We start from the raw sequence: 19687 nt of genomic DNA on the forward strand, positions 1-19687 counted from the left end.
GGACCGAGCCCGCTCAGGCCGGCGGGCGGAACCGCTCGCCGGTGCGCGAGAGCCCGGCCGCGCGCCCCTTGGCGGCGATCACCAGCGCCATCTTGCGGCTGGCCTCGTCGATCATCTCGTCGCCGAGCATGACCGCGCCCCTGGCGCCGCCTGCCTGCGAGGTGTGCCACTCGTAGGCCTCGAGGATCAGTTCGGCGTGGTCGTAGTCTTTCTGGCGCGGCGCGAAGATCTCGTTGCCCGCCGCGATCTGATCGGGATGCAGCACCCACTTGCCGTCGTAGCCCAACGCCGCCGAACGCGCCGCGACGCGGCGGAACCCTTCGACGTCGCGCACCTTCACGTACGGACCGTCGATCGCGTTGATGCCGTGCGCGCGTGCGGCGATCAGAATCCGCATCAGCACGTGGTGGTGTGCGTCGCCGATGTCGTAACCGTCGGGCTGGCCGCCGACCTCGAGCGTGCGCATCCGCAGGCTCGCCGCCATGTCACCCGGGCCGAGCACCAGCGCCTGCACCCGCGGGCCCGCCGCGATGGCCTCGACGTTGGTCAGACCGAGGGCATCCTCGATCTGCGGTTCGATGCCGATGCGGCCGACAGGCAGGCCGTGGGTCTGCTCCAACTGCGTCAGCAGCAGATCGAGCGCGTGCACGTGCGACACGTCGGTCACCTTGGGCAGCACGATCAGGTCGAGATGCGCACCGGCCGTGGAGACCACCTCGATGACGTCGGAGTACGTCCACGGCGTGGTCCAGTCGTTGACCCGCACGCCGCGCAACTGCCCGGCCCACCCGTCCTCGGCGAGCGCCACCGCGACCTGCGTGCGCGCCTGCGCCTTGGCGTCGGCCGCGACCGCGTCTTCGAGGTCGAGGAAGACCTGATCCGCAGGCAGGGTCTTCGCCTTTTCGATCATCTTCGCGCTGCTTCCCGGAACCGAGAGGCAGGTTCTACGGGGCCGATACGTGTTCTCCACGCCCACAGTCTCTACCCTTTGACTCATGGCGGCGGTGAACAGGGTCTACGCGGCCCGGCTTGCGGGGTTGGTGGTTCTCGGCCCCGACGGCGAATCCATCGGCCGTGTACGCGATGTGGTGATCAGCATCAGTATCGTCCGCCAGCAGCCGAGGGTCATCGGCCTGGTCGTCGAATTGCTCACCCGCAGAAGGATTTTCGTACCGATCCTGCGCGTCACCGCGATCGAGCCGGGTGCGGTCACACTCGCGACGGGCAGTGTTTCGCTGCGCAAGTTCGTCCAGCGGCCCGGTGAGGTGCTGGTGCTGGGCCAGGTGCTGGAGACGCGCGTGCGCGTGGAGGATCCGGACCTGCCCGAGCTCGCCGGGGTGGACGTCGTGGTGGTCGACCTGGGCATCGAGCAGACCCGGACACGCGATTGGGTGGTGACGCGCTTCGCGGTGCGCCAGCAGCGCAGGCTCGGCCGACGCAGCAACGTGTACGTCGTCGAATGGCAGAACGTGCACGGCCTCACGCCGTCGGGTCTCGCCATGCCCGATCAGGGCGTCGCCTCGCTGCTGGAGCAGTTCGAGGGACAGCGCCCCGTCGAGGTCGCCGAGGCGTTGCGCGAGCTCCCGCCCAAACGGCGCTACGAGCTGTTCCGCGCCTTCGACGACGACCGGCTCGCCGACGTGCTCGCGGAGCTTCCCGAGGATGAGCAGGCCGACGTGCTGCGCGGGCTCAACACCGAACGTGCCGCGCTCGTGCTTGAGGCCATGGACCCCGACGACGCGGCCGACCTGCTGGGCGCGATGACGCCCGCCGATGCCGAGGTGCTGCTGGGCCGGATGGACCCCGAGGACTCCGAGGACGTGCGACGGCTGCTGGCCCACTCCCCCGACACCGCGGGCGGTCTGATGACCTCCGAGCCCGTGGTCCTCGCTCCCGACACCACGGTCGCCGAGGCGCTCGCGCGTGTGCGCGACCCCGACCTCACACCCGCACTGGCGTCGCTCGCCTTCGTCGCGCGCCCGCCGACCGCGACGCCCACGGGGCACTACCTGGGCTGCGTACACCTGCAACGCCTGCTGCGCGAACCGCCGGCCACGCTGGTCAGCGGCATCGTCGACAACGATCTGCCCACGCTGAGCCCCGAGGACTCCCTCGCCGCGGTGACCCGCTACTTCGCGGCGTACAACCTGGTGTGCGGGCCTGTCGTCGATTCGCAGAACCACCTGGTGGGCGCGGTCTCGGTCGATGACGTGCTCGATCACCTGCTACCGGACGACTGGCGCGAGACCGACGAACCCGAACTCCGGGTGAGCGGCTCATGAGCGAGCCCACATCACGCCAGCGGCTGGACACCCCCCGCGTATGGCGTGGCCCTCGCCTGCAGGTCGACGTCGAGGCCGTCGGCCGGGTCAGCGAGTCGATCGCGCGGTTCCTCGGCACCGGACGGTATCTGGCGATCCAGACGATCTTCGTGGTGGTCTGGATCGCGCTCAACCTGTTCGCCGTCGGCTACGAGTGGGACCCGTACCCGTTCATCCTGCTCAACCTGGCGTTCTCGACGCAGGCCGCGTACGCCGCACCGCTGATCCTGCTGGCGCAGAACCGTCAGGAGAACCGCGACCGCGTCTCACTCGAAGAGGACCGTCGCCGGGCCGAGCAGACCAAGGCCGACACCGAGTTCCTGGCCCGTGAGCTCGCGTCGCTGCGCCTGGCGATCGGCGAGGTCGCGACGCGCGATTACCTGCGGCGTGAGCTTGAGGAGATCCGCGACATGATCAGCGAACTGCAGCAACCCCCGCCGACCACCGATCGGGCCGGCTCAGGCAAAGGCGACGGCGGCGAGCGCCGGTCCAAACGCGGTGGCTGAGCCCGTCGCTCCGAAATGACCACCCCATTGTCGCAACAGGAGAACCTGTACTAGGTATGGTGACTTGGTTCACAAACGACGGTTGTCAGACTGAGCGGACCTAAGGACGGTTAAGTGCGCATAGGGGGAGGTGCGGCCATCCAGGCCGCTCGACACCGTGCGGGCCGGTTCATGCGCACCCCGATGGTCGGTGCCGCGGCCCTGGCCCCGCTGATCCTCGCCGGTGCCGTCGGCGCCTCCGCCCCGCCGCACCACGGCAGCAGCGACGCCGCGGTGACACCGCTGGCCGCCGTCCAACCTCAGATCGACCACGACGGTCCGGCGGTGGTGGCAGCGGCCAAGGCGCCCACCAAGTTCCACATCGCCACCACCACTGCGGTGTCCGCTCCGCCACCCGCGGTCGTCGTCAACAGCCCAGGGGCGCTTGGCATCCCGGGTATGGCACTCAACGCCTACCGCAACGCCGAGCGCATGATGGCCGCGGCCTACCCGGGCTGCGGCGTGAGCTGGAACCTGCTGGCCGGTATCGGTCGCATCGAGTCCATGCACGCCAACGGCGGGCAGACCGACGCACGCGGCACCGCGGTGCGTCCCATCTACGGCCCCGCACTCGACGGCACGCTGCCCGGCAACGAGATCATCGTGCAGAGCGCCCAGGCCGGCCGCGTCACGTACGCACGCGCCATGGGCCCCATGCAGTTCCTGCCCGGCACATGGGCGCGGTACGCCTCCGACGGTGACGGCGACGGCAAGGCCGACGTGCAGAACCTCTTCGACGCCTCACTGGCAGCCGCGCGCTACCTGTGCAGCGGTGGACTGAACCTGCGGGACCAGTCGCAGGTGATGACCGCGATCCTGCGGTACAACAACTCGATCGCCTACGCGCGCAACGTCCTCGGCTGGGCCGCGGCGTACGCGACGGGTGTGGTGCCCGTCGATCTGCCGCCTATCACGGGCGAGATCCCCGCGCTCGGCGACAGCCATCTGGAACGCAAAGAGGGTCTCGGCCCCGGGCTGCCCGTCAACGCGCTCGGCCTGCCGCCCGACGATCCGCTTGCACTGATCCCGGTGCTGGACAGCAATGTGACGGCCACGCGCGTGCCCGCGGCCAACCTGGGCTTCGCGCCCAACCAGGTCCTCGGCCCGCTGCCCGGACCCGCCGAGGCCGTGCCCACCGCGCCCGCCGCGCCGCCCGAACCCCCGCGCTGGATCCCGCCGTGGGAGCAGCCGCCGCGTCAGCCCGAGTGCGTCGTGTTCTGCCTCGGTGAGCAGGCACCGCCCGCACCGGCACCGGGTCCCCCACCCGCAGCGCCCACACCCGGTCCCGCGCCGGGCCCGGCACCTGGTCCCGCACCGGGTCCCGCACCCGCGCCGGTCCTGGGACCGGCCCCCGGTCCTGCCCCCGAGTCGCCGTAGACTCGGCGGTGATGTCCGAATCTGAGCTGCAATCAGCGGTACGCGCCGCGCTGGCCAAGGTGATCGACCCCGAACTGCGTCGGCCGATCACCGAACTCGGCATGGTCAAGAGCATCTCGATCGAGCCCGACCATTCGGTGCACGTCGAGATCTACCTGACCACCTCTGCGTGCCCCAAGAAGAACGAGATCTCCGACCTGGTGTCGGCGGCCGTCACCGACGTACCCGGCACCGGAGCCGTCAAGGTCAGCCTCGACGTGATGAACGACGAGCAGCGTGCCGAGTTGCGCAAGATGCTGCGCGGCGACTCCCGTGAGCCCGTGATCCCGTTCGCGCAGCCGAACTCGCTCACCCGCGTCTACGCCGTCGCGTCGGGCAAGGGCGGCGTCGGAAAGTCCAGCGTCACGGTCAACCTGGCCGCGGCGATGGCCGCGCGCGGTCTGACCGTCGGCGTGCTCGACGCCGACATCTACGGCCACTCGGTGCCGCGCATGATGGGCACCACCGACCGGCCGACGCAGGTCGACTCGATGATCCTCCCGCCGGTCGCACACGACGTGAAGGTCATCTCGATCGCGATGTTCACGCAGGGCAACACGCCCGTCGTGTGGCGCGGGCCCATGCTGCACCGCGCGCTGCAGCAGTTTTTGGCCGACGTGTACTGGGGCGACCTCGACGTCCTTCTGCTCGATCTGCCGCCCGGCACGGGTGACGTCGCGATCTCCATCGCGCAGCTCATCCCCGGAGCCGAGATCCTCGTGGTCACCACGCCGCAGCTCGCGGCGGCCGAGGTGGCCGAACGCGCAGGCGCGATCGCCCTGCAGACCCGCCAACGCATCGCCGGTGTGGTCGAGAACATGTCCGGTCTGCTGATGCCCGACGGCACCGTCATGCAACTGTTCGGTGAGGGCGGCGGCCGCCTGGTCGCCGAATCGCTCACCCGCTCGATCGGCGCCGACGTGCCGCTGTTGGGTCAGGTGCCGCTGGATCCCGCGCTGGTGTCGGCCGGCGACGCGGGTGTGCCGCTCGTGCTGTCGGCGCCGGATTCGCCCGCGGGCAAGGAACTGCGCAAGGTGGCCGACGCGTTGTCGGCGCGCAAGCGTGGCCTCGCCGGGATGTCGCTGGGCCTGGACCCGACGCGCCGCTGACGGCGTCTAGGTCGCGTCGGGGTCGAACACCGGCCCGGCGGGCTTGTCCGGCTTCTCTTCGGGCTTGTCCTGCGCGGCCGGGGTCTGCGGCTGCTGCTTGGGACGCTCGTCGTCGAACTTGCCGGTGAGGAACGAATCGTCGCCGTCGAGCAAATGTTTGGTGATCGCCGCGCGGGGCGTCATGCCGCGCAGCTTCTGCAGTTCCTGCAGCGGCTCACGCAGATCGTCGAACTCGGGCCCCAGATCCTGACGCAGCTGGCTGGTGGCGCCGCTGACGTAGTCACGGGCCTGGCGCAGCGCGCCCGACGTCCACCGGATCGCACCGGGCAGGCGTTCGGGGCCGAGGATCACCAGACCCGCGATGACCAGCACGAGCATCTCGCCCCATCCGATGTTGGCGAACATCGTTACTGGGCTTTTTGGTCGTCGCCGATGGGCGTCACCATCAGGGTCAGCGGACGCCCGTCGCGCACCACCTCGATGGGCGCTTCCTGGCCGATCTTGAGCTGACGCACCGCGACGACGAACTCGTCGGCGTCGGCCACCTTGCGGTCACCGACCTTGACGACGACGTCGTTCTCCAGCATCCCGGCCTGATCGGCGGGACCGCCGCCGACCACGTTCTTGATCTGGGCGCCGGAGGCCACGCTGTTGCTGACCGTCACGGCGTTCACCAACAGCGTCGGGTGCGCGACCTTGCCGTCCTTGACCAGCGTCTCGACGACCTGCTTGACCTCGTTGACCGGGATCGCGAAGCCCAGACCGCTCGCGCTGTCCGAAAGCGACTTGCCCGCCGTGTTGATGCCGATGACCTCGGCGTTCATGTTGATCAGCGGTCCACCGGAGTTGCCGTGGTTGATCGAGGCGTCGGTCTGCACACCGTCGATGACGGTGTCGGTGTCCGAGCCGTCACCCGACAGCGGCACCGGCCGGTGCAGGGCGCTGACGATGCCATGGGTGACCGTGCTGCGCAGGCCCAGCGGCGCACCCGCGGCGATCACTTCCTCGCCGACGCGGATCTTCTCGGAGTCGCCGAGCTTGGCCACGGTCAGGTTGTCGACGTTGTCGACCTTGAGGACGGCGAGGTCGGTCTTGGGATCGCGCCCGACCAGGTTGGCGGGCACTTCCTTGCCGTCGTTGAACACGACCGTGATCTGGAAGTCGGCCGGCTTGGTGGCGGCCTCGGAGATCACGTGGTTGTTGGTGACGATGTAGCCCTTGCCGTCGACGACGACGCCCGAACCCTGCGACCCCTCGGTCTTGCTCTTGGCCTCGATCGTGACGACGGAATCGGCCACCGCGGCGGCGACCTGCTCGAAGCGGCCCGCGTCGGGGTCCGGATGGTCACCGGTCTCCAGCGTCACCTTCGAGGTGGTGAACGCCTGCACGGTGCCCGCGGTCTTCTGTCCCACCCAGCCGCCGACGAACGCGATCAGCACCGCGACCAGGGCCAGCGTCAGCAGCGCGATCCAGGAGACGCGGCCGCCGAACAGCACCTCCCGCAGTCCGAGCTTGCCGGTCGGCGCGTTGACATAGACCGGCGGTGGCGGGGGTTGCGCGGGTGTGCCCAGCGCGACGGGCGCGGACGGATCACGCCACGGATCGTCGGTGACGTCCTCGTCGCCCAGGCGCTCGGCCTCCAGCGCTCCGGCGTCGGTGGGGTGACGTTGCAGGGTCTCGGACGTGCCGCGGGGGCGTCCGAACGCCTCGGCCAGCACGGGATCGGGCGGCTGGTCCTTGGGGGCGTACTCGCCCTGGTCCTGGTACTGGCCCGCGCCGAGGAACGATCCTTCGACACCGGCAGGCCTGCCGAACGTGCGCTGCGCAGCCGGGTCGACGGGTGGCCGCTCGACGGGGCGTGGGGCCAGACGGCCGCCGTCCCCGGACTGTTCCTGGTTGGTCACCGGTGTTTCACACTCTCTATCGGAGCCGATCGCGTGTCGGCGTCTACCCTACCGGCGCTTACGCCGGCCCCGCGTCGGGTCATCGGCGAACTTGGCCTGCTCAGACACGTCCGGCGTCACCTCTGGGGTGCGGTGCGGGATCTGCGACAACATCCCCAACAACGAGTTCGGGATCGCGATGGGACACGACTCCCGCAGCGCCGTACGCGCCTGGCTCTGCGCGTCGACCTCGGCCGCGCATTCCGGACACAGCGACAGGTGGTGGGCGGCGCGCAGGTGCGCCGACATCCGCAGCTCACCGTCGACGAACGCCGCGATCGCCTCGACCGACAGGTGCTCGGTCGAACCGAACTGCCGCGGGGCGCCGACAGGTGCGTCGCTCTGAGAGGCGAACTGCGACGGCAGCCAGGAGAACGCCCGACGGAACACATGTCCCGGGTCCGCCATCACCCAGCTCCTCTCGGTTCGCACAAGCCTTTGCCTCACCTGTTCTCAGTCCTGAATGTAGCGCGCGAAGCTGTGATCGACATCCAGCTCAGGCGGACTGTGCGGTTTCCGACGAATGCTTGGCGAGGTAATCGCGAAGCTGCTGCCTGCCGCGGTGGATGCGGCTGCGCACAGTTCCGAGCTTGACGCCCAGCGTGGCGCCGATCTCCTCGTAGGACAGACCCTCGATGTCGCACAGGACCACCGCGGCGCGGAACTCCGGAGGCAGCGAGTCGAGGGCGGCCTGCAGATCCGCACCCAGGCGCGAATCGTGGTAGATCTGCTCGGGGTTCGGATCCTCGGCGGGCACGCGGTCGTAGTCCTCGGGCAGCGCCTCCATGCGGATACGCCCGCGGCGGCGCACCATGTCGAGGAAAAGGTTGGTGGTGATGCGGTGCAGCCAGCCCTCGAAGGTGCCCGGCTGGTAGTTCTGCACCGAGCGGAACACGCGGATGAACGTCTCCTGCGTCAGGTCCTCGGCGTCGTGCTGATTGCCCGACAAGCGGTAGGCGAGCCGGTAGACCCGGTCGGCGTGCTGACGCACCAATTCGTCCCAGGACGGCATGGCCGCCTGGTCACCGGTGGCATCGAATACCGCGGTGCCGGTCGGCTCGTCGGACGGCTCCACCCAGTCACTGTCGGTGAACTGTTCGAGGTGGGCCATCGAGACGGGGGCGGCGTGGGTCGCGGTGACGGGCTGCGATGCGATGGTGGTTGAACCCTCCTGCTCGTGAACTGCGTTGTTCTCGATTTGCTCAACACGAATTACAACGTGGTTGTTCCCGGCACGCACTTGGCTGGCGCGACGGTCGTCGTGTTCCATGCGGGATACAGTTCCCCATGCCGGTGTGGCAGGTATATGAGCAAACTGAACTTTCGCTGAGAAACCCGACCATACGGCTTTTCACCTGCGAAAACCAGTGAGATTTTCACGACGCGCGCCTTAGCACGTCGGTGTGTCGCAGTACGGACGCAAGGCTGTCGCCTACGCTGCGGAACATGGCCAGCTCAGCCGAGGCGATCGTCACGCACGCAGAACGGTCGATCTCCGAGGACGCGATCGTCGCGGCGGCCCGCGAGCGCGCCGATGACATCGGCGCCGGAGCCGTCACCCCCGCGGTCGGTGCGCTGCTGAGCGTGCTGGCGCGCCTCACCGGCGGTCGCGCCGTGGTCGAGGTCGGCACCGGCGCGGGCGTGAGCGGCCTGTGGTTGCTGTCGGGGATGCGCGACGACGGCGTGCTGACCACGATCGACGTCGAACCCGAGCACCAGCGCATCGCCAAGCAGGGCTTCTCCGAGGCCGGCGTCGGGCCGGGGCGCACCCGGCTGATCAGCGGACGCGCGCAGGAAGTACTCACGCGCCTGGCCGACGAGTCCTACGACCTGGTGTTCATCGACGCCGACCCGGTCGACCAGCCGCAGTTCGTGGTCGAGGGTGTGCGTCTGTTGCGTTCGGGCGGCGCGATCGTCGTGCACCGCGCCGCGCTGGGCGGACGCGCAGGCGACGCCAGCGCGCGCGACGCCGAGGTCACCGCGGTGCGCGAGGCCGCGCGCCTGATAGCCGAGGACGAGCGGCTCACCCCGGTGCTGATCCCCCTCGGCGACGGCCTTCTCGCCGCCGTCCGCGACTGACTTTTCTCTCCGCGACTTTTCACGAAATCGTGCCGCGCCAGCCCCTTCCCTTTGGGCTGAACATGCGTTTAGCATGTTGAACATGCGTTTAGTGGACGATCGAACCGCGATGGCCCGGATCCGTGACACCGCGATCGAGCAGTTCGGGCAGCACGGGTTCAACGTGGGCCTGCGCAGCATCGCCGAGGCCGCGGGGGTCAGCGCGGCACTCGTGATCCACCACTTCGGTTCCAAGGAGGGCCTGCGCAAGGCATGTGACGACCACGTCGCCGAGGTCATCCTCGAGCTCAAGACCGAATCCATGCACGCATCCGATCCGGCGACCTGGCTGGCCTACGTGGCCGAGATCGAGTCGTACGCGCCGCTGATGGCCTATCTCGTGCGCAGCATGCAGTCCGGCAGCGAACTGGCGAAGAAGTTCTGGCGCCGGATGGTCGACAACGCCGAGCAGTACCTCGAAGAAGGCGTCCGCACCGGCATGCTCAAGCCCAGCCGTGACCCGCGGGCACGTGCCCGGTTCCTCGCGATCTGCGGCGGTGGCGGGTTCCTGCTCTACCTGCAGATGCACGACAACCCGACGGATCTGCGTGCCGTACTGCGCGATTACGGCGAGGACATGATGCTGCCCGCCCTCGAGATCTACAGCCACGGCCTGATGGCCGACACCACGATGTACGAGACCTTCCTGCACCAACGCGAAGCCGGCGTCCCGTTCACCGGCACCTCGGAGGAGGCGACATGACACGCTCATCGGTCGCGGTCGAGATCCACGGACTGACAAAGTCTTTCGGGCGCACCAGGGCGCTCGACGGTCTCGACATGACAGTGCCGTACGGCCACATCGTGGGTTTTCTCGGCCCCAACGGCGCGGGGAAGTCCACCACGATCCGCGTGCTGCTGGGACTGTTGCGTGCCGAACGCGGCACGGTGCGCCTGCTCGGCGGCGACCCTTGGCACGACGCCGTGGAACTGCACCGCCGCATCGCCTACGTACCGGGCGATGTCATGTTGTGGCCCAACCTCACCGGGATGCAGGCCATCGATTTCCTGTGCGGCCTGCGCGGCGACGGCGTCGATGTGCGCAGACGCAATCAGTTGATCGACCGGTTCGAACTGGATCCCCACAAAAAGGCGCGCACGTACTCGAAGGGCAACCGGCAGAAGGTCGCGATCATCGCGGCGTTCTCGTGCGAGGCCGATCTCTACATCCTCGACGAGCCGACCTCAGGCCTGGACCCCTTGATGGAACAGGCCTTTCAGCAGTGCGTCACCGAGGTGGCCGGGCGCGGCGCCGCGGTGCTGCTGTCGAGTCACATCCTCGCCGAGGTCGAGAAACTGTGTGACGACGTGACGATCATCCGCTCGGGGCGCACCGTGCGTTCCGGGACACTGGCCGAACTGCGGCACCTGATGCGCACCACGGTGACGGTGCGCACACACTCGGACGGCCGCGTTCTGCGCGATGTGCCCTATGTCCACGACTTCGATTGCCGCGACGGGCAATTGCGCTTCTCGGTGGACCGCACCGACCTGGAGTTCGTCATGGAACACCTGATCGACCTGGGTATCGACGACCTGACCGTCACGCCCGCCTCGCTGGAGGACATGTTCCTGCGGGAGTATCAGGGAGCCGTCCCGTGATCACCGGCGCAGGCGCCCTGGTACGTCTGGCGCTGCGGCGCGACCGGGTGCGCCTGGCCGTCTGGATCGCGGTGCTGACGTCGACGATGGTGTACGCACCCAACACCATCCGTATGACGTATCCCGATGAGGCGCAAAGGCAGTCACGGGTCGAGCTGCTCAAGACCCCGGCCGGCATGATGCTGGGTGGCCCGATGTTCGGCGTCAACGAGACCGACCTCGGGGCCATGATGGCCAACGAGTTGATGCTGACGCTCATGGTCGCGGCGTCGATCCTGTCGATTCTCACCGTGATCCGCCACACGCGCGCCGAGGAAGAGAGCGGCGCGGCCGAACTCGTGCTGTCCTCGGTCGTGGGCCGCCATGCCCGCACCACCGCGGCGCTGGTCCTGGTGGCGGGTGTCAATGTCGTTCTCGCCGTGGCCATGACGCTGGCGATGACGGTCAGCGGTTTCGCACCGGCCGACAGCGCCGCGATGTCTTTCGGTGTGTCGGGCGTGGCCATGGTGTTCGGTGCGCTCGCCGCGCTCACCGCGCAGATGTGGCGCCAGGCGCGCGCGGCCACCGGCGCCGCGATGGCGGCCCTCGGTGTCGCCGCGCTGGTCCGCGGGGCCGGCGACGTGATCGACAACTCGGGCAGCCTCCTCAGTTGGTTCTCCCCGATCGCCTGGGCGCAGCAGATGCGCCCGTTCGTCGCGCTGCGCTGGTGGCCGTTCGCGTTGCTCGTGCTGCTCGCCGTGGCGCTCATCGCGCTGGCCGCCGTGGCCGAGGCGCGGCGCCAGTACGACGACGGCACCATTCCCGCGACCGGTGACCGGCCCGACGCGGCGCCGATCACCGGGGTCCTCGCTCTGCATGTGCGGCTGCACCGCGGGCAGACGATCGCCTGGGGCGTCGGATTGTTCGTGGCAGGCCTGGCTTTCGGGTCGATGACCAAGTCGCTGATGGACGCGGCTCACACCAACGAGTTGATCGCGCAGGTGCTGGCCGCACAGGGCCCTGACGGGGCGTACACCACCATGACGCAGTTCCTGGCGGCCGCGGCGGCGGCGTACACCGTGTCCGGGGTGCTGCGGTTGCACGACGACGAGCAGAACGGCCTGGCCGAGGCGGTGCTCGCCGGGCCGGTGTCGCGCTGGCGCTGGCTGCTCGGTGCGACCGCGGCCGCCGTGCTCGGTTCCGCGATGGTGTTGTTGTGTGCGGGTGTGGGCAACGGCCTTGGCGCGGGGCTCACGCTCGGCGACCTGCCGACCGTGGGACGCCTGGCGCTCGCCGCGCTGGCGTACCTTCCCGCGCTGGCGGTCATGGCCGCGGTCGCGACGCTGGCCGTCGCGCTGCGGACGCCCTGGATCGCCTGGCTGGCAGTGACATTCGTGATCGTCGCGCTCTATCTCGGTGCGCTGTTGCGGCTGCCGCGCTGGCTTCTCGACCTGTCGCCGGTGGGTAGGACGACCGCCCCGATGGACTATCCGGTGACAGCTCTGGCCGTGATGACGGTTGTGGCAGTGCTTCTGGCGTGTGCGGCGGGCGGAATCTACCGCCGCCGCGACGCCGTCTGATCTCGGACAGGAGGTTCCCGTGAAACTGTTACTTCAGGCCGTGGCGTCCGGAGTCTTGGGGCTGGCGTTCTTCGCGGTCGCGCTGTTCTGGCCCGCGGGCACGTTCGACTATTGGCAGGCATGGGTTTTCATCGCGGTGTTCCTCGCGGGCACGCTGATCCCGAGTTTCTATCTCGCGGTCACCGATCCCGTCACGCTGCAGCGCCGCCTGCATGCCGGCCCGACCGCCGAGACGCGGAGCGCGCAGAAGGTGGCCGCGGTCGCGCTCGTGGTGGCCGTGCTCGCCGTGCTGATCGTCAGCGCGCTGGACCGTCGCTTCGGGTGGTCGTCGGTGCCCGCATGGCTCGCCCTGGCGGCCGATGTCGTGGTGGTGGTGAGCCTGGTGCTGTCGCAGGTGGTCATCTTCCAGAACCGCTTCGCCGCGGCCACCATCCGCGTCGAGGCCGAACAGCAGGTGATCTCGACCGGCATGTACGGCTGGGTGCGTCATCCCATGTACTCCTGGGCCCTGGTCATGATTCTCGCGTCGCCCGTGGCGCTCGGCTCGTTCTGGGCGTTGCTGGTCGCCACGGCAGGCCTGCCGGTGCTGGTTTTCCGCATCCTCGACGAGGAGAAGATGCTGGTCGCCGAACTGCGCGGCTACGACGAGTACCGGCAGAAGATCCGGTACCGGCTCGTGCCCGGCCTGTGGTGACGATAATGACGCTGTGGAGTTGCTGACCGGGTTCGGACTGGCCACCGCCGCAGGCCTGAACGCCTATATCCCGTTGCTGGCGCTGGGGTTGCTGTCGCGGTTCACCGACCTGGTCGCGCTGCCCGCCGGATGGGCCTGGCTGGAGAACGGTTGGGTGATGGCGATCGTCGCGGTGCTGCTCGTGGTCGAGATCGTCGCCGACAAGATTCCCGCGCTCGACACCGTCAACGACACCATCCAGACGTTCGTGCGGCCCACCGCCGGCGGAATCGTCTTCGGCTCGGGCACCGCCGCCGAGACGGCCGCGGTCACCGATCCGGGAGCGTTCGCGCAGTCCGGTCAGTGGATCCCGGTCGCGATCGGGGTGGTGACGGCACTCGTCGTCTCGTTGACCAAGACCGCGGTGCGCCCTGCCGCGAACGTGGCCTCGGCGGGCGTGGCGGCGCCCGTGCTGTCGACGGTCGAGGACGTCACGAGCGTGGGTCTGGTGATCGTCGCGATCCTGCTGCCGGTCCTGGTGCTGGTGGCGTTGGCGCTGATGGCGTGGGGCGCTTTCCGGTTGTGGCGTTGGCGCAGACGACGCGCTAAATCCACACACCCTTCCCCACCGCAACCACTCCCCCCGCGCTGATCGCGAAGCGCTCGCGGTCCTTGTCGAGATCGACGCCGACCATCTCGCCGGGGCCGACGACGACGTTCTTGTCGAGGATCGCGTGGCGCACCACCGCGCCGCGTCCGATGCGCACACCCGGCATCAGCACGCTGCCCTCCACGATCGCGCCGTCGTCGACCACCACGTTCGACGACAGCACCGAGTTGCGCACCGATGCGGCCGAGATGATGCTGCCGGCGCCGACCACCGACTCCTGAGCCGAGCCGCCGTTGACGAACTTGGCCGGGGCGAGGTTCTCGGACTCGCCGCGGATGGGCCAGCGCTTGTTGTACAGGTTGAACACCGGGTGCACCGACACCAGATCCATGTGGGCGTCGTAGAACGCATCGAGCGTTCCGACGTCGCGCCAATATCCGTGGTCGCGCTCGGTGGCCCCGGGCACCTCGTTGTTCTTGAAGTCGTAGACCGCGGCCATACCGTCGGAGACGAGACGCGGGATGATGTCGCCGCCCATGTCGTGGTCGGAATGGTCGTCGTCGGCGTCGGCGCGGATCGCGTCGATGAGCACCTTCGTGGTGAAGATGTAGTTGCCCATCGAGACGAACGTCTGCTCGGGGTCGTCGGGCGTGCCGGGCGGGTCGGCGGGCTTCTCGATGAATTCACGGATGCGGCCCGACTCGTCGGCGTCGATGCACCCGAACGCGCTGGCCTCCGAGCGCGGCACCCGGATGCCCGCGACGGTGGCGCCCGCGCCGCTCTCGATGTGGAACTGCATCATCTGCTCGGGGTCCATGCGGTACACGTGGTCGGCGCCGAAGATGATGATGTAGTCGGGATCCTCGTCGTAGATGAGGTTGAGCGACTGGTAGATGGCGTCGGCCGAACCGGTGTACCAGCGCGGGCCGAGGCGTTGCTGGGCGGGCACGGGCGTGATGTACTCACCGGCCAGACCGCTCAACCGCCAGTTCTGGCTGATGTGCCGGTCGAGGGAGTGCGACTTGTATTGCGTGAGAACGCAAATTCGGAGATATCGGGCGTTGACCAGATTCGACAGCACGAAGTCGATCAGCCGGTACGCACCCCCGAAGGGAACCGCTGGCTTGGCTCGGTCGGCCGTCAACGGATACAGCCGCTTGCCCTCTCCGCCGGCCAGGACAATGCCCAGCACATGTGGCAACTCCCTCATGGCTCAAACCTATCCGTCTGCCTGCCGTGCGGCATGCCAATGACACGATTCATCAACGCGATCCGGGTCGGCACGAGTTCGGTTTAACCAAAATCAGCGCGCTACAAACGTCGAACAGAACACCGCTCGGTTCTCTGTCACGATCTCGGTGATCGCCTATGCGTGGGGGCCCGCTCACCATTACCGTTCCAGATATGCGGGTGGCCATGATGACTCGGGAGTATCCACCCGAGGTGTACGGCGGAGCAGGCGTTCACGTGACCGAGCTGGTCGCTCAACTCCGAAAATTGTGCGACGTCGACGTGCACTGCATGGGCGCCCCGCGCGACGGGGCATACGTGGCGCATCCAGACCCGGCGCTGCGCGGCGCCAATGCCGCGCTGACAACGTTGTCGGCGGACCTGAACATGGTGAACAACGCCGAGGCGGCGACCGTGGTGCATTCCCACACCTGGTACACCGGCCTGGCGGGCCATCTCGCGTCGCTGCTGTACGGCGTCCCGCACGTGCTCACGGCGCACTCGCTTGAGCCCTTGCGGCCGTGGAAGGCCGAACAGTTGGGCGGCGGTTACCGCGTGTCCTCGTGGGTCGAGCACACGGCCGTCGAGGCCGCCGACGCGGTCATCGCGGTGAGCTCGGGCATGCGCGACGACGTGCTGCGCACGTACCCCGCGCTGGATCCCGACCGGGTGCACGTGGTGCGCAACGGCATCGACACCACCGTCTGGTATCCCGCGGAGCCCACTCCCGACGAGTCGGTGCTCGCCGAACTCGGGGTGGACCTCAACCGGCCGATCGTCGCGTTCGTCGGACGCATCACGCGCCAGAAGGGTGTCGCGCACCTGGTGGCCGCCGCGCACCGGTTCGCGCCCGAGGTGCAGCTGGTGTTGTGCGCGGGCGCCCCGGACACGCCGCAGATCGCCGAGGAGGTGTCGTCAGCGGTGCAGCAGCTCGCGCAGGCGCGCACCGGGGTGTTCTGGGTGCGCGAGATGCTGCCGACGCACAAGATCCGGGAGATTCTCTCGGCAGCAACTGTTTTCGTATGCCCGTCGGTGTACGAACCACTGGGCATCGTGAACCTGGAAGCGATGGCGTGCGCCACGGCCGTGGTGGCCTCCGACGTCGGGGGCATCCCCGAGGTCGTCGCCGACGGGCGCACCGGCCTTCTGGTGCACTACGACGCGAACGACACCGAGGCCTACGAGGCGCGTCTGGCCGAAGCGGTGAACTCGCTGGTGGCCGATCCGGACAGAGCCCGCGAGTACGGCATCGCAGGCCGCGAGCGGTGCATCGACGAATTCTCGTGGGCACACATCGCCGAGCAGACGTTGGAGATCTACCGCAAGGTGTCTGCCTGAGCCGAATCCGGCGCGGCCCGCGTGCAGTGCACGCGTGACCGCGCCGAATCTCGTCTAGCTGGTGACGCCCTTGAGCTCGTCGCCCAGGGCGGCTGCCTCGTCCGGGGTGAGCTCGACGACGAGGCGCCCTCCGCCCTCAAGCGGTACCCGCATCACGATCCCTCGCCCCTCTTTGGTTGCTTCCAGTGGACCGTCGCCAGTCCGGGGCTTCATCGCCGCCATCGAGTGCTCCCTCCAACTGAGCCGGTCCGCCTCGGCGGGCCAGGTCGGGGCCGACGCCGCCCACTCGTTGACGGCACCCGGCACTGAACTGCTACTGAACTACTCCTATTGTTCCCTATCCGGGGCGCAGGGTGTGCGAAGACCCTGCCTTGGCCTGCGCGTGGCGCGGATCTTGACGATGTTCGAGCGGCGGAACCCAGCATGTCGCGACGTGATCGTCGACCATCCCGGTGGCCTGCATCAACGCATATGCCGTCGTCGGCCCGACGAACCGGAACCTGCGACGCTTGAGTTCCTTGGCCATCGCGGTGGATTCCGGCGTCACCGCGGGCACCTGCGACATGTCGGCGGGCCGTGGACGCGCCGGCGGCGCGAACGACCACAGCAGCTCCCCGAAGTCCACATCGAGCTCCTCGACGGCCCTGGCATTGGCGATCGTGGCCTCGATCTTGGCGCGGTTGCGCACGATCCCCGCATCGCCCATGAGCCGCTCGATGTCTTTCTCCGTGTAGCGGGCCACCCGCTCGGGATCGAAGCCGTGGAACGCGCGCCGGAAGTTCTCGCGCTTGCGCAGGATGGTCAGCCAGCTCAGCCCGCTCTGGAACGCCTCGAGGCTCACGCGCTCGAACAGCGCATCGCCGTCGCGCAGCGGCCGGCCCCATTCGGTGTCGTGGTAGTCGAGATAGAGCGTCGACCCGTCGGAGCCTGGGGTCGCCCAGCCGCACCGGACACGTCCGTCGGTCACGACGTGCCTTCCTCCCCGCGCAGCTGCCCCGCGGTGGCCGAGACCTCGACGTCGTCGTCCTCGATGTCTTCCGGGGTGTCCTCCGGGACGCCGTAGGCGACCCGCAGCGCGGCGAGTTCCCCGCGCAGTGAGTCGAGTTCATAGCCAAGGCGCTCCAGCACCCAGTCCACCTCGCTGGTCTTGTAACCGCGCAGCGACTGCGTGAACCGCACCGATTCGACGTCGGCGCCGGTGACCCCTGAGGCAGGCAACACCGTCGCGGTGGTGCCCCGCGGCAGCGGGGGCAGCGTCTCACCGCGACCGAAGATCACGCTGCCCAGGGCGAACAGCACCGTGGCGACCAGAACGAGCACCACGAGATACAGCAGTATCAACGTCACGCTTCCGATACTGCCTCACGTGTCCGACAGCGGACGCACCTAGCGCGGACGCAGCGTGGTCATCGGCGGGCGGTCGGCCAGGGACACCGAGGACACCCGAGGGGTGAAGTCGTCGCCGTCGGCGAAGAACTGCGTGAGCCCGACGCCCGAGTCGGAGATGCCGCAGCGCGACAGCAGCGTCGCGATGACCTGGCGACTCATCGAGGCCAACTCGGTCAGCGGCCGGTTGCGATGGGCCCGCACACCCAGGTTGACCTGCGCGATGCCGTCCAGGCCCAGCCGGTCGTAGGTGTCGACCAGCAGGCCGATCTCGACGCCGTAGCCGGGTGCGAACGGCACCGACGTGAGCAGTTCGCGGGTGCCCGCGTACTCGCCACCCAGCGGCTGCAGCACGCAGTTGAGTTCGGGACGCAGCGACGCCAACAGCGGACGGGCGACGAGTTCGGTGACGCGCCCGCCACCGTTGGCGTCCTCGGCACCGCTGACCTTGAGCGGCCTGCGGTAGAAACCCTTGACCAGGTGCACACCGTCGCACGTCAGCAGCGGTCCCAGCAGCTTCGGGACGAACATCGGGTCCGGGTCGATCAGATCGGAGTCGACGAACGCGATGATGTCGCCCGTCGTGGCGGCCAGCGAGCGCCACAACACCTCGCCCTTGCCGGGCTGCGGCGGCACCTCGGGCAGCGCGGCCTCGCGGCTGACCACCTTGGCCCCCGCGGCGACAGCGCGGATCTCGGTCTCGTCGGTGGAACCGGAATCGAGCACGATCAGCTCGTCGACCAGGCCGCCGAGCAGCGGTTTGATGGTCTCCACCACCGAGCCGACGGTTTCTTCCTCGTTGAGCGCGGGCAACACGACCGACACGGTGCGACCGGCTTTCGCGGCCTCCAGGTCGGCGACCGTCCACGACGGCCGGTTCCAGCTGTGGTCGGTCAGCCAACGGTGCCCCACAACCCCGTCCTGAACCAGATCTGCGACGGTCAGAGGTATCGCTGTCATGCCAGTCCCCTCACTGTTCGTGCGGGCTTCCGCACTCCCTGAATCGACGCGACCATTTCGAGCACGCGCCGAGTGGGCCCCACCTCGTGTACCCGGAACATGGCTGCTCCATCCGCGGCGGCAAGCGCTGTTGCGGCGAGCGTCCCTTCCAGGCGTTCGGTCAGGTCCACACCGAGAGTCTCCCCGACAAAATCCTTGTTGCTCAGCGCCATCAGGACCGGCCATCCGGTATTAACAAGATCTTTTACGTGGCGCAACAAACTAAGACCGTGATAAGTGTTTTTGCCGAAATCATGGGTCGGATCGATGAGGATCCGGTCGCGCTGCACACCCGTTGCCACGGCCCGCTCGGCGGCAGCGGTCACCTCCGCGATCACGTCGTCGACCACACCGCGCTCGCTGATGCCGTAGTTCACCCGGAACGGCCGCGTGCGCGGCGTCGCGCCGCCCGTGTGTGAGCACACCAGGCCCGCGCCGAACTCGGCGGCCACCTCGGCCAGACCTGGGTCGGCGCCGGCCCAGGTGTCGTTGATGATGTCCGCGCCCGCCGCGCACGCCTGCTTGGCGACGGCCGCGCGCCACGTGTCGACGCTGATCAACCGGTCGGGGAAGGTGCTGCGCAGCCACTCGATGAACGGGACGACGCGCGTGATCTCCTCTTCGGCGTCGACGTTGCTGCCGGGGCCCGCCTTGACGCCGCCGACGTCGATGACGTCGGCACCTTCGTCGATCACACGGTGCGCGGCGGCCTTGGCTGCCTCGTCGGTGAAGGTGGCGCCGCGGTCGTAGAACGAATCGGGTGTCCGGTTGACGATCGCCATGATGAGGGCACGGTCGTGCGCCACCGGACGACCGCAGAACGTCGAGAACACGCCTC

22 protein-coding genes are annotated in these 19687 nt (G+C 68.6%); 11 read left to right on the forward strand and 11 right to left on the reverse strand.

Going from position 1 to position 19687, the window contains the following annotated elements:
* Window positions 1-13: 13 nt before the first annotated feature.
* Complete coding sequence (locus AT701_RS24810) at window positions 14-970, reverse strand: HpcH/HpaI aldolase/citrate lyase family protein (RefSeq protein WP_081319727.1); 957 nt, start codon at window positions 968-970, stop codon at window positions 14-16.
* 25 nt (window positions 971-995) lie between these two features.
* Here AT701_RS24810 and AT701_RS24815 point away from each other — a divergent pair, with 25 nt between their 5' ends.
* The 4 genes from AT701_RS24815 (at window position 996) to AT701_RS24830 (ending at window position 5391) form a co-directional block, all read left to right on the forward strand.
* Complete coding sequence (locus tag AT701_RS24815; RefSeq protein WP_003896472.1) at window positions 996-2282, forward strand: magnesium transporter MgtE N-terminal domain-containing protein; 1287 nt, start codon at window positions 996-998, stop codon at window positions 2280-2282.
* Window positions 2279-2827, forward strand: coding sequence for a DUF1003 domain-containing protein (locus AT701_RS24820; protein WP_003896473.1), 549 nt, complete (start codon window positions 2279-2281; stop codon window positions 2825-2827). Before AT701_RS24815 ends, AT701_RS24820 begins: the two co-directional genes overlap by 4 nt.
* A gap of 114 nt (window positions 2828-2941) precedes the next feature.
* Complete coding sequence (locus AT701_RS24825; protein WP_081319576.1) at window positions 2942-4243, forward strand: lytic transglycosylase domain-containing protein; 1302 nt, start codon at window positions 2942-2944, stop codon at window positions 4241-4243.
* 11 nt (window positions 4244-4254) lie between these two features.
* Window positions 4255-5391, forward strand: a complete 1137-nt coding sequence (locus AT701_RS24830) for an Mrp/NBP35 family ATP-binding protein (protein ID WP_003896476.1) — start codon at window positions 4255-4257, stop codon at window positions 5389-5391.
* A gap of 6 nt (window positions 5392-5397) precedes the next feature.
* On the opposite strand, the gene tatB is transcribed toward AT701_RS24830, so the two are convergent.
* The 4 genes from tatB to sigE all read right to left on the reverse strand — a co-directional run bounded on the left by tatB (window position 5398) and on the right by sigE (window position 8604).
* Entirely contained in the window at window positions 5398-5796 is a 399-nt protein-coding gene (tatB, locus tag AT701_RS24835; RefSeq protein WP_003896477.1) for a Sec-independent protein translocase protein TatB, read from the reverse strand.
* Window positions 5797-5798: 2 nt separating this feature from the next.
* Window positions 5799-7295 carry a serine protease HtrA gene (htrA, locus tag AT701_RS24840; RefSeq protein ID WP_003896478.1) on the reverse strand — a complete coding sequence of 499 codons (1497 nt, stop codon included), beginning with the start codon at window positions 7293-7295 and terminating at the stop codon, window positions 5799-5801.
* A gap of 48 nt (window positions 7296-7343) precedes the next feature.
* Entirely contained in the window at window positions 7344-7742 is a 399-nt protein-coding gene (gene rseA / locus AT701_RS24845) for an anti-sigma E factor RseA (RefSeq protein ID WP_003896479.1), read from the reverse strand.
* Between the two features lie 88 nt (window positions 7743-7830).
* A complete protein-coding gene (gene sigE / locus AT701_RS24850; protein WP_036453631.1) occupies window positions 7831-8604 on the reverse strand; it encodes an RNA polymerase sigma factor SigE in 774 nt (257 codons plus the stop codon).
* A 176-nt stretch (window positions 8605-8780) separates the two neighbouring features.
* Here sigE and AT701_RS24855 point away from each other — a divergent pair, with 176 nt between their 5' ends.
* From AT701_RS24855 to AT701_RS24880, 6 genes are all read left to right on the forward strand, one after another.
* Entirely contained in the window at window positions 8781-9413 is a 633-nt protein-coding gene (locus tag AT701_RS24855) for an O-methyltransferase (protein WP_058126792.1), read from the forward strand.
* An 82-nt stretch (window positions 9414-9495) separates the two neighbouring features.
* On the forward strand, window positions 9496-10155 hold the full coding sequence (locus AT701_RS24860; protein ID WP_014878228.1) for a TetR/AcrR family transcriptional regulator: 660 nt from the start codon (window positions 9496-9498) through the stop codon (window positions 10153-10155).
* Complete coding sequence (locus AT701_RS24865; RefSeq protein WP_011730297.1) at window positions 10152-11054, forward strand: ABC transporter ATP-binding protein; 903 nt, start codon at window positions 10152-10154, stop codon at window positions 11052-11054. Before AT701_RS24860 ends, AT701_RS24865 begins: the two co-directional genes overlap by 4 nt.
* Window positions 11051-12613, forward strand: coding sequence for an ABC transporter permease (locus AT701_RS24870; protein WP_058126793.1), 1563 nt, complete (start codon window positions 11051-11053; stop codon window positions 12611-12613). The genes AT701_RS24865 and AT701_RS24870 overlap by 4 nt, the downstream gene beginning before the upstream one ends.
* Before the next feature lie 19 nt (window positions 12614-12632).
* Window positions 12633-13307 (forward strand): methyltransferase family protein, encoded by a 675-nt coding sequence (locus tag AT701_RS24875; RefSeq protein WP_058126794.1) that lies wholly within the window; start codon window positions 12633-12635, stop codon window positions 13305-13307.
* 13 nt (window positions 13308-13320) lie between these two features.
* Window positions 13321-13938 carry a DUF4126 domain-containing protein gene (locus AT701_RS24880; RefSeq protein ID WP_058126795.1) on the forward strand — a complete coding sequence of 206 codons (618 nt, stop codon included), beginning with the start codon at window positions 13321-13323 and terminating at the stop codon, window positions 13936-13938.
* On the opposite strand, the gene glgC is transcribed toward AT701_RS24880, so the two are convergent.
* Window positions 13892-15106, reverse strand: coding sequence for a glucose-1-phosphate adenylyltransferase (glgC, locus tag AT701_RS24885; protein ID WP_058126796.1), 1215 nt, complete (start codon window positions 15104-15106; stop codon window positions 13892-13894). The genes AT701_RS24880 and glgC overlap by 47 nt on opposite strands.
* Window positions 15107-15300: 194 nt before the next feature.
* Here glgC and glgA point away from each other — a divergent pair, with 194 nt between their 5' ends.
* The gene (gene glgA, locus AT701_RS24890) at window positions 15301-16464 is read left to right on the forward strand and encodes a glycogen synthase (RefSeq protein WP_058126797.1); all 1164 of its coding nucleotides are present in this window, start codon (window positions 15301-15303) and stop codon (window positions 16462-16464) included.
* Between the two features lie 54 nt (window positions 16465-16518).
* Here the strand turns inward: glgA and AT701_RS24895 are convergent, their stop codons facing one another.
* The 5 genes from AT701_RS24895 to folP all read right to left on the reverse strand — a co-directional run bounded on the left by AT701_RS24895 (window position 16519) and on the right by folP (window position 19682).
* Complete coding sequence (locus AT701_RS24895) at window positions 16519-16686, reverse strand: DUF3117 domain-containing protein (protein WP_003406247.1); 168 nt, start codon at window positions 16684-16686, stop codon at window positions 16519-16521.
* A gap of 115 nt (window positions 16687-16801) precedes the next feature.
* Window positions 16802-17431, reverse strand: coding sequence for a DNA-3-methyladenine glycosylase (gene tag / locus AT701_RS24900; RefSeq protein WP_058126798.1), 630 nt, complete (start codon window positions 17429-17431; stop codon window positions 16802-16804).
* Entirely contained in the window at window positions 17428-17811 is a 384-nt protein-coding gene (locus tag AT701_RS24905) for a DivIVA domain-containing protein (protein ID WP_058126799.1), read from the reverse strand. Before AT701_RS24905 ends, tag begins: the two co-directional genes overlap by 4 nt.
* A gap of 39 nt (window positions 17812-17850) precedes the next feature.
* Entirely contained in the window at window positions 17851-18762 is a 912-nt protein-coding gene (locus AT701_RS24910) for a glucosyl-3-phosphoglycerate synthase (RefSeq protein ID WP_003896491.1), read from the reverse strand.
* Between the two features lie 44 nt (window positions 18763-18806).
* The gene (gene folP / locus AT701_RS24915) at window positions 18807-19682 is read right to left on the reverse strand and encodes a dihydropteroate synthase (RefSeq protein WP_058126800.1); all 876 of its coding nucleotides are present in this window, start codon (window positions 19680-19682) and stop codon (window positions 18807-18809) included.
* Window positions 19683-19687: the final 5 nt, after the last annotated feature.

This window comes from Mycolicibacterium smegmatis, assembly GCF_001457595.1.
GTDB lineage: Bacteria > Actinomycetota > Actinomycetes > Mycobacteriales > Mycobacteriaceae > Mycobacterium > Mycobacterium smegmatis.